The 17457-nt window shown below is 31.0% G+C and carries 17 protein-coding genes; 11 read left to right on the top strand and 6 right to left on the bottom strand.

Annotated features, from left to right (window positions below; all coding sequences use genetic code 11):
- Window positions 1–72 precede the first annotated feature (72 nt).
- Window positions 73–624 (bottom strand): acyl-CoA thioesterase, encoded by a 552-nt coding sequence (locus tag WHD54_RS11270; RefSeq protein ID WP_088324820.1) that lies wholly within the window; start codon window positions 622–624, stop codon window positions 73–75.
- 212 nt (window positions 625–836) lie between these two features.
- On the opposite strand from WHD54_RS11270, the gene WHD54_RS11275 reads away from it, so the two are divergent.
- Entirely contained in the window at window positions 837–2012 is a 1176-nt protein-coding gene (locus WHD54_RS11275; RefSeq protein WP_088324819.1) for a GlmU family protein, read from the top strand.
- On the opposite strand, the gene WHD54_RS11280 is transcribed toward WHD54_RS11275, so the two are convergent.
- On the bottom strand, window positions 2009–2698 hold the full coding sequence (locus tag WHD54_RS11280) for an SIR2 family NAD-dependent protein deacylase (protein ID WP_088324818.1): 690 nt from the start codon (window positions 2696–2698) through the stop codon (window positions 2009–2011). The two genes, WHD54_RS11275 and WHD54_RS11280, sit on opposite strands and share 4 nt — an antisense overlap.
- 98 nt (window positions 2699–2796) lie before the next feature.
- Between WHD54_RS11280 and WHD54_RS11285 the strand changes: the two genes are divergently transcribed.
- Window positions 2797–3474 (top strand): TrmH family RNA methyltransferase, encoded by a 678-nt coding sequence (locus tag WHD54_RS11285; protein ID WP_088324817.1) that lies wholly within the window; start codon window positions 2797–2799, stop codon window positions 3472–3474.
- A 14-nt stretch (window positions 3475–3488) separates the two neighbouring features.
- Here the strand turns inward: WHD54_RS11285 and WHD54_RS11290 are convergent, their stop codons facing one another.
- The 4 genes from WHD54_RS11290 to WHD54_RS11305 form a co-directional block, all read right to left on the bottom strand.
- Window positions 3489–3860 carry a DUF4258 domain-containing protein gene (locus tag WHD54_RS11290; RefSeq protein WP_088324816.1) on the bottom strand — a complete coding sequence of 124 codons (372 nt, stop codon included), beginning with the start codon at window positions 3858–3860 and terminating at the stop codon, window positions 3489–3491.
- A 153-nt stretch (window positions 3861–4013) separates the two neighbouring features.
- Complete coding sequence (locus WHD54_RS11295; RefSeq protein WP_088324815.1) at window positions 4014–5210, bottom strand: alanine dehydrogenase; 1197 nt, start codon at window positions 5208–5210, stop codon at window positions 4014–4016.
- Between the two features lie 10 nt (window positions 5211–5220).
- Window positions 5221–5628 carry a tRNA (adenosine(37)-N6)-threonylcarbamoyltransferase complex ATPase subunit type 1 TsaE gene (gene tsaE / locus WHD54_RS11300; RefSeq protein WP_088324814.1) on the bottom strand — a complete coding sequence of 136 codons (408 nt, stop codon included), beginning with the start codon at window positions 5626–5628 and terminating at the stop codon, window positions 5221–5223.
- A gap of 79 nt (window positions 5629–5707) precedes the next feature.
- Window positions 5708–7255 carry a bifunctional response regulator/alkaline phosphatase family protein gene (locus tag WHD54_RS11305; RefSeq protein WP_198943170.1) on the bottom strand — a complete coding sequence of 516 codons (1548 nt, stop codon included), beginning with the start codon at window positions 7253–7255 and terminating at the stop codon, window positions 5708–5710.
- A gap of 189 nt (window positions 7256–7444) precedes the next feature.
- On the opposite strand from WHD54_RS11305, the gene WHD54_RS11310 reads away from it, so the two are divergent.
- The 9 genes from WHD54_RS11310 (at window position 7445) to WHD54_RS11350 (ending at window position 17444) form a co-directional block, all read left to right on the top strand.
- Window positions 7445–8668: an HD domain-containing protein gene (locus WHD54_RS11310; protein ID WP_088324812.1), complete on the top strand. Its 1224-nt coding sequence runs from the start codon at window positions 7445–7447 to the stop codon at window positions 8666–8668.
- A gap of 45 nt (window positions 8669–8713) precedes the next feature.
- Complete coding sequence (gene lpxD / locus WHD54_RS11315) at window positions 8714–9754, top strand: UDP-3-O-(3-hydroxymyristoyl)glucosamine N-acyltransferase (protein WP_088324811.1); 1041 nt, start codon at window positions 8714–8716, stop codon at window positions 9752–9754.
- Complete coding sequence (locus WHD54_RS11320; RefSeq protein ID WP_088324810.1) at window positions 9747–11138, top strand: bifunctional UDP-3-O-[3-hydroxymyristoyl] N-acetylglucosamine deacetylase/3-hydroxyacyl-ACP dehydratase; 1392 nt, start codon at window positions 9747–9749, stop codon at window positions 11136–11138. Before lpxD ends, WHD54_RS11320 begins: the two co-directional genes overlap by 8 nt.
- 7 nt (window positions 11139–11145) lie before the next feature.
- Complete coding sequence (gene lpxA, locus WHD54_RS11325) at window positions 11146–11931, top strand: acyl-ACP--UDP-N-acetylglucosamine O-acyltransferase (protein WP_088324809.1); 786 nt, start codon at window positions 11146–11148, stop codon at window positions 11929–11931.
- A gap of 9 nt (window positions 11932–11940) precedes the next feature.
- Window positions 11941–12507 carry an elongation factor P gene (efp, locus tag WHD54_RS11330; protein WP_088324808.1) on the top strand — a complete coding sequence of 189 codons (567 nt, stop codon included), beginning with the start codon at window positions 11941–11943 and terminating at the stop codon, window positions 12505–12507.
- A 12-nt stretch (window positions 12508–12519) separates the two neighbouring features.
- Window positions 12520–13449, top strand: coding sequence for a UDP-3-O-(3-hydroxymyristoyl)glucosamine N-acyltransferase (locus WHD54_RS11335; RefSeq protein WP_088324807.1), 930 nt, complete (start codon window positions 12520–12522; stop codon window positions 13447–13449).
- Between the two features lie 105 nt (window positions 13450–13554).
- Window positions 13555–14430: a succinate--CoA ligase subunit alpha gene (sucD, locus tag WHD54_RS11340; protein ID WP_088324806.1), complete on the top strand. Its 876-nt coding sequence runs from the start codon at window positions 13555–13557 to the stop codon at window positions 14428–14430.
- Window positions 14431–14610: 180 nt separating this feature from the next.
- A complete protein-coding gene (gene fabG / locus WHD54_RS11345; RefSeq protein WP_088324852.1) occupies window positions 14611–15357 on the top strand; it encodes a 3-oxoacyl-[acyl-carrier-protein] reductase in 747 nt (248 codons plus the stop codon).
- 59 nt (window positions 15358–15416) lie between these two features.
- Window positions 15417–17444 (top strand): vWA domain-containing protein, encoded by a 2028-nt coding sequence (locus tag WHD54_RS11350; protein ID WP_233131029.1) that lies wholly within the window; start codon window positions 15417–15419, stop codon window positions 17442–17444.
- Window positions 17445–17457: the final 13 nt, after the last annotated feature.

The following is a 17457-nucleotide window of genomic DNA, read 5'->3' on the forward strand; positions in this document are numbered from 1 at the left end:
AGGCAGCATCTAAATATTATTATTTAGATGCTGTTTTATTTATTAATAAACTCAATAATTTCTTAAGATATACTATTTATTAAGTTCAACTTTAGAGTTGCTGCCATCTAAAAGTGTTAAGTAGTCGTCTACTTTAAAAATTTTACTACTAAATCGAGAGGTTCTATTTTTACCTTCATTTTGCCTAACTATAGATCTTGCAAATCGTCTTATTTCATCTTTAGTTGTTAATATTATTCCGGGTACCGGAGCACTTTTGCCATGTTCATCTTTGGCAACCATCGTAAAATAAGAGGAATTACAATGTTTTCTTTTTCCGGTTCTAATGTTTTCAGAATCTACTCGTAAACCAACAACCATAGAGGTTCTTCCTGTAAAATTTACAGAGGCTTTCATGGTAACGAGCTCTCCAACTTCAATCGGATTAAGAAAATCGACTTTGTTAACAGAAGCTGTTACACAATAGTTTCCAGAGTGCTTAGAAGCACAAGCAAAAGCAATCTGATCCATTAAATTTAAAATATGCCCACCATGAATTTTACCACTAAAGTTTGAGTGAGATGGCAACATTAATTCAGAAATTGTTAGTTGAGATTCTCTAATGCTTTTGTATGCTTTATCCATTTATTGCTATTTAAGTATTTAACAACTCAAAAATACAAATCTAATTTTAGTAGTTTGGTATTACAGCCAAATATATCTGCATTTTTTGTGCTAGATAGCTACTGCTTTTTATATTTTAATGAACAGTAACAGGTATTTTGTAGCTTTAAGTTCGTAGTTTATTTTTTTTATGAATAGATTAAAGTAAATTTGTGACACGTAAAAGTAACACTATGAATTATATTTTATTTGATGGAGATGTAAGAAAATCTTTATTACCATTTACTTACACCAGACCTGTTGCAGATATTAGAGTAGGTATTTTAACTATTAGAGAAAAATGGGAAAAATATTTAGGATTTACAACTTCAACAATTACCGAAGAGTATTTAGAAGAAAAATATCCGATGGTAGAACTGGACTCAAATATTCTTATAAATGCTTCCTTTTGTCCTACAGATTTTTTGGTTGATAAAGTTAAAAATTTATCTGAAAATGAAGCGATTTTTAAAGGAGAAGATGTTATTGCATTTTTTACAACAGATACACAGGAGGAAGTAGATTTTGATACTTACAAACATATTGAATATGATGAAGAGTTGATTCAAATAAAAAATACTTGGGATATTTTTATTAAAAATGGCTTGGCTATTCAGCAAGATTTTAATTTAATAACAAAAGATAGAGTTTCAGAAGAAATTCCGGAAGGAGTCCGTTTTTTAAACAAAGAACAGATTTTTATAGAACCCGGCGCTAAAGTATTGTTCTCGACTTTAAATGCTTCTGAAGGGCCTATTTATATTGGAAAAGATGCTTTAATAATGGAGGGTACTTCTATAAGAGGCCCTTTTGCAATGGGGACTAATTCAGTGGTTAAAATGGGAGCAAAAATTTATAAAGACACTACTATTGGTCCTTATTCTAAAATAGGAGGTGAGGTTAGTAATTCGGTTATTTTTGGCTATTCTAGCAAAGGACATGATGGGTATTTAGGAAATTCTGTTTTAGGAGAATGGTGTAATTTAGGTGCAGATACCAATAATTCTAACTTAAAAAATAATTATGCAGAGGTAAAATTATGGAACTACGAAACAGAGCGATTTGCAAAGACCGGACTTCAATTTTGTGGTTTAATGATGGGCGATCATTCTAAATGCGGAATAAACACAATGTTTAATACAGGTACAGTTATTGGAGTAAGTGTAAATCTTTTTGGAAGTGGTTTTCCTAGAAACTTCGTTCCCTCTTTTAGTTGGGGAGGAGCAGCTGGTTTTACTACTTTTCAGATGAACAAGGTTTCGGAGGTTGTAACTGCAGTTTTTAAAAGAAGAAACTTAGAGTTTGATAATAAAGAGCAAAGAATACTAGATTTTATATTTGAAGAAACTAAAAAGTATCGAAATTATTAAACTTTTTTATTTAATAGTTTTAATAAAGTTGAGGTTCCGTTTATAGCATTATCTTTTATAATGGTTAAATTATCAAAATCATTTTTTTGCACCGAAGGTTTAGGGTCTATAAAGTAAATGGGAGTTTTCGGCTTTATATAATGTATTAAACTAGCAGCAGGATAAACTTGCATAGAAGTACCAATTATAACCAATATATCTGCTTTTTTTGTAATTTCTATAGCAGTATCTAGTAGCGGTACCATTTCTCCGAACCATACAATATGTGGTCTTAACTGGCTTTTTTTAGAGCATAAATCTCCAATAGTTAGGTCTTTTTTCCAAGTCAATATTTCTTGCTCATCAATAGAGCTTCTTACTTTTAAGAGTTCGCCATGTAAATGAATTATTTTACTACTTTTTGCTCTTTCATGTAAATCATCTACATTTTGTGTAATAATGTCTACACAAAAATTTTTTTCAAGTGCTGCAATGTTATAATGAGCTTTATTGGGGCTAACCTCTAATAATTGTTTTCTTCTTTGGTTGTAAAATTCTAATACTAATAAAGGGTTTTTTGCAAATCCTTCTGGTGTAGCCACTTCAAAAATATCATGTCCTTCCCACAAACCATCTGCATCTCTAAAAGTTTTAATTCCGCTTTCTGCAGAAATTCCAGCACCTGTTAAAACAACTATTTTTTTCATGATATTAAAAGTACTGTTTTTATAATCACAAAAAAAGAAAAGTTAAAAAATCAATTTTGTAATTTTGAACTTCTTGTAAAATTTATATTAGCTAGTTTATGATAGATAAAGAACTATTGCATTATTTTGAAGGATTTTTGACCGAAAGTAGAAAAGCGCTTTTTAAAAAAGTAGTTTCCAAAAGAACTAGACATTTTACGGTAGTTTTAGAAGATATTTTTCAACCACATAATGCTAGCGCTGTGGTAAGAACTTGCGATATTTTTGGAATTCAAGATTTGTATACAATAGAAGATAAATACAATAATAAAGTTTCTAGACACGTGGCAAAAGGTTCTCAAAAATGGTTAAATCATTATAGATTTAGAGAAGATGGAAACAATACTAAAGATTGTTTAGATGCCTTAAAAAAGAAAGGATATCAAATTATTGCTACCACACCACACAATAATTCTTGTATGTTGCAAGATTTTGATATATCTAAAAAGACAGCATTTGTTTTTGGAGTGGAAGCAGATGGAGTTTCAGATACAGTAATTGAAAATGCAGATGGTTTTTTAAAAATTCCTATGGTAGGCTTTACAGAAAGCTTAAACATCTCGGTAGCAGCGGCAATTATTTTACAAGCGGTAACTTCTAATTTAAGAAATTCTCAGATAAATTGGCAATTATCTGATTTAGAAAAAGAAATTTTATACTTCGATTGGGTAAAAAAAACAATAAAAAATGTTGATAAGATTGAGGCTCACTTCCAAGAGAGTAAAAAGTTGAAATAGTGCTTTTAAAATGGCTAATCTGACATTATAATTTTTTGGATGGTAGCTGCAGAATCACATCTTTTTACAAGTAAGCTAATATTATTTAACTCTTTTTTACCGGTAACAAAATAAGTAGCACAAGGCTTTTCTCTTGGTGCTCCTTTGCTAAAATCTACATCACCTGAATTTAAAATAGTACTTATTTTTAGCGTATCTACATTATATTTTGCCATAGTGTTTTTTGCATCATCAGAGAAAAATCTTTCTTTTATTCGAATCGATTTTAAAGTTCTAGCATCCATGCCATAATAAAAACTTGCATTTTTTTTCTGCCAAAAAAAGTATACTCCAATAGAACCAATAGAAACACCAACTAAGTAGTAAAATATTCTTTTTGCTAACATTTGTTTTATTTAAGTCGCAAATTTATGGAATTTTACTTGTTTATACTGATGATTTTGGTGTCAATTTTACATTACAAGAAAATTGTTTCTTTAATTTATTTGTAGTTTTTTTTAAAAATATAATTCCTTGTAACAACCTAAAAAAATGTTAGCTTAAGTAATTAATAAATTAATATCTCTAAAAGGAATGTCGAACCAATCTGCTACTGTTTTATTTGTTAGTATACCATGATAAAAGTACATGCCATTTCTTAAACTTTTATCGAATCTAGCGGTATTTTCAAAGCCGCCTTCTTCTGCTATATTTAACAAATATGGGGTAAATATATTACTGATAGAAACAGAGGCAGTTCTAGAATAGCGAGCAGGAATGTTAGGAACACAATAATGAATAACACCATGTTTTACAAAAGTAGGTTTTTGATGCGTAGTTACATTAGAGCTCTCGAAACAGCCACCTCTGTCTATACTAACATCAACAATAACGGCACCTTCTTTCATTTTTTCTATCATTTCTTCAGTTGCACAAATAGGACTTCTGTTTTTTCCTCTAATGGCTCCAATAGCCACATCGCAACGCATTAGTGCTTTTAATACCGATTTAGGTTGTAGTGTAGAAGTGTAGATGGGAGTTTGTATGCTGTCTTGTAACTTTCTAAGCTTGCTTATAGAATTGTCGAAAACTTTAACACGAGCCCCCAAACCAATGGCTGTTTTTGCGGCATGTTCACCAACAGTTCCTGCGCCGAAAATTACGACACTCGTAGGAGGAACACCACTAATATTTCCAAATAATAATCCGTTTCCTTTGTTTACGCCACTCATTAATTCGCCGGCAATTAAAATAGAAGCACTCCCTGCTATTTCACTTAAAGATTTTACAATAGGGTATGAGTTGTGTTCATCTTTAATATAGTCAAAAGCAATTGCTGTAATTTTTTTCTTAGCAAGAAGTTCAAAATATTTTTTGTTTTGTGTTTTTAATTGCAAAGAAGAAATTAGAATTGTTTGCGGATTTATATAGCTTATTTCTTCTTCTGTAGGTGGTGCAACTTTAAGTATTATTTTACATTTAAAAGCTTCTTCTATTTGATACGATATTTTTGCGCCAGCTTCTGCATATTCTTTATCTGTATAATTAGCACCCTCTCCAGCGCCAGTTTCTATAACAATTCTGTGGCCATTAGCAGCTAAGGCGGCTACTGCATCGGGAGTTAAACAAACTCTTTTTTCACTTAAATAAGTTTCTTTCGGAACTCCTATAAAGAGTTCTCCTTTTTGTTTTTTTATTTCTAACTTTTCTTCTTGCGGAAGTAACTCTTCTTTACTAAACGGAGAATATGAACTCATAATTTGCTTATTATTTTAATTGCAGATTGCGTAAACCGTTTTTTAAAACTTTTAAATGGATTTCTACGGATTCTAAAGGTAGTAAATTTTCTACGTTTTCTGGCCATTCTATCAAACACCAGTTTGTCGAGTAGAAATAGTCTTCAATACCCATGTCTAAAGCTTCTTCTTCATTTGTAATTCTATAAAAATCAAAATGAAAAACACGCTCATTATTGAGCGTTTCATACTCATTTACCAAAGAGAATGTTGGTGAAGAAATAGTATCGGTAACTCCCAAATGGGTACATATTTCTTTGATTAAAGTGGTTTTTCCAACCCCCATTTCACCATAAAATAATAATTTTTTATGTAAAGAATTTGCTATAATTTGTTTGGCAATTTCTGGTAAATCCTCTAAAGAATAATTTTTATTCATACATGGTTATTAAAACCGTAAAAGTAAGAAACCTGAAAGAATTATAAAGTCTGTGAAATTCATTTTTAACCAATTCTAACTATTTTGCACTATAAATTGCACAAGGAATAATCATTTCCTCTAAAGAAACTCCGCCATGTTGGTAGGTATTCTTGTAGTACTTTACAAAATGATTAAAATTATTAGGATAGGCAAAGAAAAAATCTTCTTTTGCAAATATAAACGGACTATTCATTGCCACTGTTGGTAAAAATATATCTTTAGGGTTTCTAACCGCAAACACTTCTTTTTCTTCAAAAGATAAACTTTTTCCTGTTTTGTATCTTAAATTGGTACTTATATTTTTATCTCCAACTACTTTAGAAGGGTGTTTGCAATTAATGGTACCGTGGTCGGTGGTGAGTATTAATTTTTGACCTAAAATTTGTGCTTTCTGAATAATTTCGAATAATGGCGAATTTTTAAACCAGCTTAACGTTAAACTTCTATATGCTTTGTCGTCTCCTGCCAGCTCTTTAATTACCTCCATTTCTGTTTTAGAATGAGATAAAATGTCTACAAAATTATATACTATAGTTGTTAAATCGTTTTGTTTTGTTCCGTTGTAATTGTCTGCTAATTCTTTACCACTTTTTAAAGAAGATATTTTATAATATTCATGTTTAATATTCAAGCTTAGCCTTTTTATTTGTGCGGTTAAAAACTCATTTTCATATAAGTTCATGCTTCCTTCATCAGTGTCATTTTTCCAGAATTCTGGATACTTTTTTTTCATTTCTAAAGGCATCATTCCAGAAAAAATAGCATTTCTGGCATATTGAGTCGCTGTAGGTAATATAGAAAAGTAAGCATGTTCTTCTTCCTTTTTGTAAAAGTTGTTAATTAGAGGTTCTAAAATACGGTATTGGTCATAGCGTAAATTATCTATTACAACCCAAAGTATTGGTGTTTCTTTTTTTAATTCTGGAACTATGTAATCTTTAAAAAGTGTATGAGAAAATGTAGGTTTGTTTGGAGCAGTTAAAAAATCTTGATACTCATTTTTAATAAATTTAAAAAACTGTAAATTGGCTTCTTGCTTCTGACTCTCTAATATACCCAACATACCAGGATCATTAATATTTTCTAGTGCGAGTTCCCAATGAATAAGTTTTTTATACAAAGCAATCCACTCTTCATAAGAGTTAACCATTGCTAGGTCTGTAGAAATTTTTCGAAATTCTTGTTGGTAATTGGCGGTGGTTTTTTCGCTAATTAGTCTAGAGTTATCTAGGTTTTTCTTAAGGCTTAATAATATTTGATTGGGGTTTACTGGTTTAATCAAGTAATCGGCAATTTTTGATCCAATGGCCTCTTCCATAATATACTCCTCTTCACTCTTTGTAATCATAACCACCGGCAAGTTTTGGTTTATTTGCTTTATTTCCGAAAGCGTTTCTAAACCAGTTAAGCCAGGCATGTTTTCATCTAAAAAAACAATATCAAACTTATTTTCTTCAGAGAGTTTAATAGCATCTGCACCATTTGTACATGTAGTAACTTTATAGTCTTTACGTTCTAAAAATAAAATATGAGGTTTTAATAATTCAATTTCATCATCTACCCATAAAATTTGTATGCTCATCATAAATTTGTTTTGTTACTAAACGTTAAAATTAGGGTTTTGTTATTTTTTTTACTCTTTTAAAATGATAAAATATTCCCAAATATGTAGAAACTTATAGTTTTACCTTGAAGCTAAAAATGAAAACTGAAAAATTTGTTCATTTGCTGTATTAAGTCGTATTTTGCAATAGATTGAAAATTTTTATCACTTTTGAAGAAAAACACACCCAATAAACTTAAAATATTAAATGATCCAATTTATGGATTTATTCAAATACCCAATTCTTTAATTTTTGATATTATAGAGCATCCTTATTTTCAGAGACTACGAAGAATAACGCAAATGGGTTTTTCTAACTTGGTTTATCCCGGAGCAAATCACACCCGTTTTCATCATGCAATTGGCTGCATGCATTTAATGCAAAAAGCTATTAGTGTATTACGGTTTAAGCAAGTTCAAATTTCTAAAGAAGAAGAAAATGCGTTGTGTATTGCTATTTTATTACACGATATTGGTCATGGCGCTTATTCTCATGCTCTAGAACACAGTATAGTAAATGGTATTTCACACGAAGAAATATCTTTGAAATTTATGCGTCAATTAAACAAAGAGTTTAATGGAGAATTGACCTTAGCAATTGAAATATTTGAAGGAAAAAATCCACGAAAATTCCTTGGCCAATTAATTTCTAGTCAATTAGATATAGACCGATTAGACTATTTAAAAAGAGATAGTTTTTATACAGGTGTAACAGAGGGAAATATATCTTCCGACCGACTTATAGCTATGATGAATGTAAAAGAAGATGAGCTGGTTATTGAAGAAAAAGGAATTTATTCTGTAGAAAAGTTTTTGATAGCAAGACGCCTAATGTATTGGCAAGTTTATTTACATAAAACAGGTTTAGTTGCAGAGCATATTTTAATGAATGTTTTAAAAAGAGCAAAGCAACTAGCCGAAAAGGGTGAACAACTTTTTGCAAGTGCTGCTTTACATTATTTTCTATACAATCCAATATCTATAGACAATTTTACTGATAAGACGTTAAAAATGTTTTCTAATTTAGATGATTATGATGTGTTTTCTGCAATAAAAGAATGGGTAAATCATTCCGATAAAGTATTGGCAATGCTCTCTAAAATGATTGTTGATAGAAACTTGTTACGCATAGAAATTCAAGAAGAAAAATTTTCTGAGGCATATCTTTTAAAAAATCAGCAGAAAGCTATCAAAGAGTTAGAAATTTCTGAAAAGGATGTGCACTATTTTGTTTTTCAACAACCAATTACACACCAAGCATATACCTTAAAAATGCCCATTTTTATCTTAAATAAAAAAGGAAAGTTGGAAGATATTGCAACAGCATCCGATCAATTAAATTTACAAGCATTAACAATACCGGTTGTAAAACATTTTATTTGTTACCCAAAGTAACATCAGATTAGAGTAAACGGTATAATTTTTATATTTTTGCCTTTGATGAAATTTAAAGCACAACAAATAGCAGATATCTTAGAAGGAGATATTGTTGGAAATTCTGAAGCAGAAGTTTACAAGCTTTCTAAGATAGAAGAAGGAGAGGAAGGATCTTTAACATTCTTGTCAAATCCTAAATATAACTCTTATTTGTATACTACAAAAGCCTCTGTGGCTATTGTAAATAAAAGCTTTGTGCCAGAAAAAGAGGTTGAGGCAACTCTAATAAAAGTAGAAAATGCCTATGAGTCTTTTTCTAAATTATTAGAGTTTTATAATGAGGTAAAAAATAATAAACAAGGCAGAGAGCAACCTCATTTTATAGCACCTTCCTCTAATATAGGAGAGAATGAGTACATTGGTGCTTTTGTTTACATTGGAGAAAATGTAGTTTTAGGTAACAATGTAAAAATATACCCCAATTCTTACATAGGTGATAATGTAGTTATTGGAGACAACACCGTGGTTTTTGCAGGTGTAAAAATATATTCAGAAACCCAGATAGGTAAGAATTGTAAAATTCATGCTGGCACAGTAATAGGTGCAGATGGTTTTGGTTTTGCCCCTGATGAGAAAGGAGTATATAAAGCAATACCACAAATAGGAAATGTTGTTATTGAAGATAATGTTGATATTGGTGCAGCTTCTACCATAGACAGAGCAACACTAGGAGCTACAATTATTAGAAAAGGCGTAAAATTAGACAATCAAATACAAATTGCGCACAATGTAGAAATTGGTAAAAATACCGTTATAGCCTCGCAAACTGGCATTGCAGGTTCTACAAAAATTGGAGAGAATTGTATGATTGGAGGTCAAGTAGGAATTGCGGGACATTTAAAGGTAGGCAACAATGTAAAAGTATTAGCACAAGCAGGAATTTCTAGAAGTATTAAAGATAATTTAATGATTAATGGAACACCTGCCTTTGATGTAAAAGACTTTAACAAAAGTTATGTTTATTTTAAAAAATTACCAAAAATAGTATCAAAAATAGATCAACTAGAAAAAGAGTTGAAGGCTCAAACAAAACAAAATGAGTAAGAAACAAAAAACAATTCAGAAAGAAGTAACATTATCGGGAGTTGGATTACATACCGGAAACAACGTTACAATGGTTTTAAAACCTGCACCAGTAAATCATGGTTTTGCATTTAGTAGGGTAGACTTAGAGGGAACGCCAATTATAGAGGCAAAAGCAGAGTATGTTGTAAACACTCAAAGAGGTACTAATTTAGAAAAAAACGGAGTCCAAATACAAACATCAGAACATGTTTTGGCAGCTGCCGTTGGACTGGATATAGATAATTTACTGATTGAAATTGATGCCTCTGAGCCACCAATTATGGATGGATCTTCAAAGTTTTTTGTTGAAGCTTTAGAAAAAGCTGGTGTAAAAGAACAAGATGCTTATGTAGATGAGTATGTAGTTAAAGAAGTAATCTCTTACAAAGATGAAGCTACAGGAAGTGAAATTATTTTAATGCCGTCAGATACTTATCAAGTAACTACAATGGTAGATTTTGGTACAAAAATTTTAGGTACCCAAAATGCTACTTTAGAACAAATTTCTGATTTTAAAACAGAAATTGCTGCAGCAAGAACTTTCAGTTTTTTACACGAAATTGAAATGCTGTTAGAAAACGATTTAATAAAAGGTGGCGATCTAAATAACGCTATAGTATATGTAGATAAAGAGTTGTCTACTAGCACGATGCAAAAACTTAAAAAGGCTTTTAATAAAGACAACATCTCTGTAAAGTCTAACGGTATATTAGATAACTTAACACTACATTGGGCTAATGAAGCTGCAAGACATAAGTTATTAGATGTTATTGGAGATTTAGCTTTGGCAGGCACAAGAATTAGAGGAAAAGTAATTGCGAACAAACCAGGCCATGGTGTAAATACTAACTTTGCAAAGAAATTAGCGAAAATTATTAAAGCAGAAAAAAGGAATAATGTACCTTATTACGATTTAAATCAGCCTCCATTATTAGATATTCATCAAATAATGGATATTCTACCACACCGACCACCTTTTTTACTAATAGATAGAATAATAGAGCTTTCTGATAAACATGTGGTTGGAATGAAAAATGTAACTATGAACGAGCATTTCTTTGTAGGACATTTTCCTGGAGCACCAGTAATGCCTGGAGTTTTACAAGTAGAGGCGATGGCACAATGTGGAGGAGTATTGGTTTTAAATACCGTACCAGACCCAGAAAATTACTTAACTTATTTTATGAAAATGGATAATGTGAAGTTTAAACAAAAAGTAATTCCGGGAGATACGCTAACGTTTAAATGTGAGTTAATTACACCTATCCGTAGAGGTATTTGTCATATGCAGGCATATGCTTACGCAAACGGTAAGTTGGTAGCAGAAGCAGAATTAATGGCACAAATTGCTAGAAAAAAATAATTAAAAAATGAATCAACCATTAGCATACGTTCATCCGCAAGCAAAAATTGCTAGAAATGTTGTAATAGAACCATTTACAACCATTCATAATAATGTTGAAATTGGTTCGGGAACATGGATAGGCTCTAATGTTACAATTATGGAAGGAGCGCGTATTGGAAAAAATTGTAGAATTTTTCCGGGTGCTATTATTTCTGGTATTCCTCAAGATTTAAAGTTTAATGATGAAGAAACTACTGTAGAAATTGGCGATAATGTTACCATAAGAGAATGTGTAACTATTAACAGAGGAACTTCCGACAGAATGAAAACCGTTATTGGAGATAATTGTTTAATCATGGCGTATTGTCATATTGCACACGATTCATATGTTGGAAATAATTGTATATTTTCAAATAATTCTACTTTAGCAGGTCACGTAACTATTGGAGATAATGTAGTTTTAGCAGGTATGGTAGCTGTGCATCAATTTGCCTCGGTAGGTAAGCATGCATTTGTAACCGGAGGTTCTTTAGTAAGAAAAGACGTACCACCCTACGTAAAAGCTGCAAGAGAACCACTTTCTTACGTTGGTATAAACTCTGTAGGTTTAAGAAGACGCGGATATTCAACAGAAAAAATTAGAGAAATTCAGAATATATATAGAATTTTATTTCAAAAAAATTACAATTATACCCAAGCAATAGACATTATTGAAGCAGAAATGGAAGCAACTCCAGAAAGGGACGAAATAATACAGTTTATTAAAGATTCCCACAGAGGAATTATGAAAGGGTACTTTAACGCAAATTAAAAATAATAAATGGCAACAACATCAGACATCAGAAACGGATTATGTATTAGGTATAACAATGATATTTATAAGATTGTAGAGTTTTTACATGTAAAACCAGGAAAAGGTCCTGCATTTGTAAGAACAAAATTAAAAAGTGTTACCAACGGAAAGATTATTGATAATACATTTCCTGCAGGTAGAAAAATTGATGATGTTCGAGTAGAAACTCACAAATTTCAATATTTGTATAGCGAAGGTGAAACTTATCATTTTATGAATGAGCAGGATTATTCTCAAATTCAATTACAAAAAAATGCACTAGATACTCCAGAACTAATGAAAGAAGGAGAGATTGTTACTATAATTATTAATGCGGAAGATGATATGCCACTTTCTGTAGATATGCCAGCTAGTGTAATTTTAGAGGTAACTGCTACCGAACCAGGTGTTAAAGGAAATACGGCAACCAATGCTACTAAACCAGCAACTGTAGAAACAGGAGCAAGTGTAAACGTACCCTTATTTATTAACGAAGGTGATAAAATTAAGATAGAAACTACAAAAGGAACCTATCAAGAACGTATAAAGGAGTAATTCTAGTTTTTTATGAAATTTAGTACTCCGCAATCGTTAGCCGAAATTGCCACTCTTTTAAACATTGAGTTTCTAGGCAATCCTGATGATCAAATTTTAGGAATAAATGAAATTCATGTGGTACAAAAGGGGGATATTGTTTTTGTAGATCACCCAAAGTATTATGATAAGGCCCTAAATTCTGCAGCAACTACTATTTTAATAAATAAAAAGGTGGAATGTCCGGAAGGTAAATCATTACTAATTTCAGACGACCCATTTCGCGATTTTAATAAGCTTACAAATTATTTTAATCCTTTTATAGCCTCTAAAGTTAGTATATCAGAAACTGCCATTATTGGAGAAGGAACTGTAATACAACCCAATGTTTTTATTGGAAATCATGTAAAAATAGGACGTAATTGCTTGATTCATCCGAATGTAACAATTTACGATCATACGGTAATTGGTAACAATGTAACTATTCATGCCAATACAGTTTTGGGAGCCGATGCTTTTTATTATAAAAACAGAAACACTGGTTTCGATAAATTAATTTCTGGAGGTACAGTCATTATCGAAAATAATGTAGATTTAGGTGCTTCTTGTACGATAGACAAAGGAGTATCTGGAAATACAACTATTGGAGAAGGTACAAAAATAGACAACCAAGTACACGTTGGGCACGATACCCTAATTGGCAAAAAGTGTTTAATTGCCTCACAAACAGGAATTGCTGGTTGTGTAGTTATAGAAGATGAGGTAACTATTTGGGGGCAAGTTGGTACTAATAGCGGAATAACCATAGGAAAAGGAGCCATTATTTTAGGACAAACAGGAGTTACAAAATCGGTAGTTGGCAACAAAACATATTTTGGTACACCAATATCAGAATCTAGAGAAAAACTTAAAGAAATGGCAGGAATAAAACGCTTTTTAAAAGAAGAGCGTCATAAAACCTAAATTTTAACTTTTATTAAAGAAGATAGCCTATAAGAAATTGGTGTTTTTCTTTTTTAAAATCATTCAATAAACTATTTTTGCAAAGCAAAATTAAAAAACAAACCAATGAGTGTTTTAGTAAATAAAAATTCAAAAATTATAGTTCAAGGTTTTACTGGTAGTGAAGGAACTTTTCATGCAGGTCAAATGATTGATTATGGAACCAATGTTGTTGGAGGTGTAACACCTGGTAAAGGTGGTCAAGAGCATCTAGGCAAACCAGTTTTTAATACTGTTTTAGAAGCTGTACAAAAAGTTGGTGCAGATACTTCAATTATTTTTGTACCACCAGCTTTTGCAGCAGATGCAATTATGGAATCTGCAGACGCAGGTATTAAAGTAATTATTTGTATAACCGAAGGTATTCCTACTGCAGATATGGTAAAGGTAAAAGCTTACATTGCAGATAAAGACTGTAGATTAGTAGGACCAAACTGCCCTGGTGTTATTACACCAGATGAAGCTAAAGTTGGAATTATGCCAGGTTTTATTTTCAAAAAAGGTAAAGTAGGTATTGTTTCAAAATCGGGTACATTAACTTATGAAGCTGCAGATCAGGTTGTAAAACAAGGCTATGGAATTACTACAGCTATTGGAATAGGTGGAGATCCTATTATTGGAACTACTACAAAAGAGGCTGTAGAAATGTTAATGAATGATCCTGAAACAGAAGCTATTGTAATGATTGGTGAGATTGGTGGTAATTTAGAGGCTGAAGCGGCTCAATGGATAAAAGCAGATGGAAACAGAAAACCAGTAGTTGGTTTTATTGCAGGACAAACTGCACCAGCAGGAAGAACAATGGGGCACGCAGGAGCAATTGTAGGTGGAGCAGATGATACAGCACAAGCAAAAATGAAAATTTTAGCAGAGAACGGAGTTCATGTTGTAAGCTCTCCTGCAAAAATTGGCGAAATGGTAGCACAAGTATTAAAGAAATAATAATTTTTTTAATTTTTTGAACGAACTAAAAGTAGATTCAAAATAATTAACAAAACATTTCAAATAAATTCCCGTTTTTATTGAATTTTCAATATTTCGGGAATTTCTTTTTTATATTTGATAATTAACAAAAAAATAGATATAATTACCAATAATATATATTTAAAAAATACAAATAAAATGAAATTATTAGAAAATAAATCAGCTATTGTTACTGGGGCAACAAGAGGAATTGGAAGAAGTATTGCGGTTGAATTTGCCAAACAAGGAGCAAATGTTGCTTTTACGTACAGTTCATCTGTAACAGCGGCAAATGAATTAGAAGAAGAATTAAAAACCTATGGTGTTACCGCAAAAGGGTATCAGTCAAACGCAGCAAATTTTGATGCTGCTCAAGAATTGGCGAAATCTGTTTTAGCAGAATTTGGTTCGATAGATATTTTGGTAAATAACGCAGGTATTACAAAAGATAATTTATTAATGCGTATTTCTGAAGAAGATTTTGACAAAGTAATAGAGGTAAATCTAAAATCTGTATTTAATTTAACCAAAGCAGTTATTAGACCGATGATGAAGCAAAGAGCTGGTTCTATTATAAATATGAGCTCTGTGGTTGGTTTAAAAGGAAATGCAGGGCAGGCAAATTATGCGGCTTCTAAAGCAGGTATTGTTGGCTTTTCTAAATCTGTAGCCTTAGAATTAGGTTCTAGAAATGTAAGAAGTAATGTAATTGCTCCAGGTTTTATTGAAACAGAAATGACTGCTAAATTAGATGAGGCTACCGTACAATCTTGGAGAGACGGAATTCCGCTTAAGCGTGGAGGTCAGCCAGTAGATATTGCAAACGCGTGTGTTTTTTTAGCTTCAGACATGAGTGCATATATTACAGGACAAACCCTTTCTGTAGATGGTGGAATGTTAACTTAAAAAGTACATAAAAAACAAACCAAGAGGGTTCGCTCTCTTGGTTTATAATATTTAAAACCTTGCAAGCATCACAACTTTTATTAATTATTCTTGCGCTTTTTATAAGTGTTGTGGTAGCTTTTTTTCAGTATTTTTATAAAAATGAAAATAAAACCAAAGTTTATTATTGGTTATTTTCATTAAAATTTTTAGCCGTATTTTTATTATTAATTTTACTAATTAATCCAAAAATTAAGAAAACTGAACTTAATAATAGAAAACCAATACTAAACTTATTAATAGATAATTCTCAATCTATTGCTTTTTTTAACTCAGAGAACAAGGTAAAAAGTTTTTACAAAGATATTTTAGATAATAAAGAGTTAAACGATAAATTTTCTTTGAATACTTTTGTTTTTGATGCCGAAGTTTCTTTACTAGACTCCTTATCCTTTAATAAATCAAGCACCAATATTTATAAAGCAATTTCATCAGTCGATAGATTAAGTAAAAACAAAATAGCTCCAACGGTTGTTTTTACAGATGGAAATCAAACAAATGGATTGGATTATGAGTTTTTAAATGTTAAACAACCCATATATCCTATAGTATTTGGAGATACTGCTCGGTATAAAGATTTAAAAATAAGTCAGTTAAATGTAAATAAGTATACTTATTTACATAATACATTTCCAGTAGAGGTTTTTTTAAATTATGAAGGGAAAGAGAATATAACTAGCAACTTTGTAATTCGTAATGATGGAAAAAAGATTTATTCAAGAAAAATTACATTTTCTGAGACACAATCTTCTAAGAATCTTCAAATAAATATTGATGCTTCTAAAAAAGGAATTCGCTACTTTTCAGCTTCATTAGAACCCTTTAATCAAGAAAAAAATATATTAAATAATAGCAGAAATTTTTCGGTTGAAGTTATTGATGAGCAATCAAAAATACTAATTTTATCCTCTGTTGTTCATCCAGATATTGGAACTTTAAAAAATAGTATTGAACGAAATAAGCAACGATCGGTATTCTTCTCTCATATTAACGCTTTTACTGGAAATATTGATGATTATCAGTTGGTTATTCTATATCAACCCAACCAAGATTTTAAAGACGTTTTTCAACAAATAAAAAATACAAATTCAAACTTTTTTTTAATTACCGGTGCCAATACAAATTGGAGTTTTTTAAACAAACAACAGTTAGGTTTTGAAAAAAAAGCGATTACTTCAAAAGAAGAATTTTCAGCATATTATAATTCAAAATTTTTAACATTTCTTCAAGAGGATATTGGTTTCAATAATTTACCAAGTTTAGTAGATTATTTTGGAGAAATTAATTTTTCGGTCGGTCATCAAGAATTATTATTTCAACAAATTAATGGTATTCAAACTCAGCAACCATTAGTGTCTGTTTTAGAAAAAGAGGGGCGGAGAACGATTGTATTATTTGGAGAAGGTATTTGGCGTTGGCGTTCAAGCTCTTATTTAGCAAGCAATAATTTTAAAGATTTCGATACGTTTTTAAACACAATTGTACAGTTTTTAGCTTTAAAGAAAAAAAGAGAGAGATTGTCCTTAAATTTTGAAACCTTATATGCTGCTAACGATAATATTCAAATTGGTGCTTTTTATACAGATAACAATTATCAATTTGATTCTAGGGCATTTTTAGAGTTAACTCTTGTTAATACTAATACAAAAAAAGAAGTAGATTATGCATTTAGTTTGCAAGGAAATTCATATCAGCTTACTTTACAAAATTTAGAGGCCGGAAGTTATACCTTTAAGGTAAGTGTTTCTGGGCAACAAATAGCAAAGACTGGTGCATTTAAAATTACCCCTTTTAATGCAGAAGAACAGTTTACTTCAGCAAACCATAATAAGCTTTTATCATTGGCAGAAAAATCTTCAGGAAAACTTTTTTACAGTACTCAAAGTATGCAGCTTGTGGAAGAACTTCTAGAGAATAAAAACTATTTTACGGTACAAGAGGCTAAAGAAAAAGAGTTTTTTTTAATCGATTGGAAATTGCTACTATTTCTATTAGTTACCTTGCTGAGTATAGAATGGTTTGTTAGAAAATATTTTGGGAAGATTTAATGTTTGTGTAAAT

Source organism: Polaribacter tangerinus, from assembly GCF_038024095.1.
In the GTDB taxonomy this organism is placed as follows: Bacteria; Bacteroidota; Bacteroidia; order Flavobacteriales; family Flavobacteriaceae; genus Polaribacter; species Polaribacter tangerinus.

Bases quoted from the DNA above. Each gene is read 5' to 3' on its own strand.
- WHD54_RS11270 (WP_088324820.1), bottom strand. From the start codon at position 624: ATGGATAAAGCATACAAAAGCATTAGAGAATCTCAACTAACAATTTCT.
- WHD54_RS11275 (WP_088324819.1), top strand. From the start codon at position 837: ATGAATTATATTTTATTTGATGGAGATGTAAGAAAATCTTTATTACCA.
- WHD54_RS11280 (WP_088324818.1), bottom strand. From the start codon at position 2,698: ATGAAAAAAATAGTTGTTTTAACAGGTGCTGGAATTTCTGCAGAAAGC.
- WHD54_RS11285 (WP_088324817.1), top strand. From the start codon at position 2,797: ATGATAGATAAAGAACTATTGCATTATTTTGAAGGATTTTTGACCGAA.
- WHD54_RS11290 (WP_088324816.1), bottom strand. From the start codon at position 3,860: ATGTTAGCAAAAAGAATATTTTACTACTTAGTTGGTGTTTCTATTGGT.
- WHD54_RS11295 (WP_088324815.1), bottom strand. From the start codon at position 5,210: ATGAGTTCATATTCTCCGTTTAGTAAAGAAGAGTTACTTCCGCAAGAA.
- tsaE (WP_088324814.1), bottom strand. From the start codon at position 5,628: ATGAATAAAAATTATTCTTTAGAGGATTTACCAGAAATTGCCAAACAA.
- WHD54_RS11305 (WP_198943170.1), bottom strand. From the start codon at position 7,255: ATGATGAGCATACAAATTTTATGGGTAGATGATGAAATTGAATTATTA.
- lpxD (WP_088324811.1), top strand. From the start codon at position 8,714: ATGAAATTTAAAGCACAACAAATAGCAGATATCTTAGAAGGAGATATT.
- WHD54_RS11320 (WP_088324810.1), top strand. From the start codon at position 9,747: ATGAGTAAGAAACAAAAAACAATTCAGAAAGAAGTAACATTATCGGGA.
- lpxA (WP_088324809.1), top strand. From the start codon at position 11,146: ATGAATCAACCATTAGCATACGTTCATCCGCAAGCAAAAATTGCTAGA.
- efp (WP_088324808.1), top strand. From the start codon at position 11,941: ATGGCAACAACATCAGACATCAGAAACGGATTATGTATTAGGTATAAC.
- WHD54_RS11335 (WP_088324807.1), top strand. From the start codon at position 12,520: ATGAAATTTAGTACTCCGCAATCGTTAGCCGAAATTGCCACTCTTTTA.
- sucD (WP_088324806.1), top strand. From the start codon at position 13,555: ATGAGTGTTTTAGTAAATAAAAATTCAAAAATTATAGTTCAAGGTTTT.
- fabG (WP_088324852.1), top strand. From the start codon at position 14,611: ATGAAATTATTAGAAAATAAATCAGCTATTGTTACTGGGGCAACAAGA.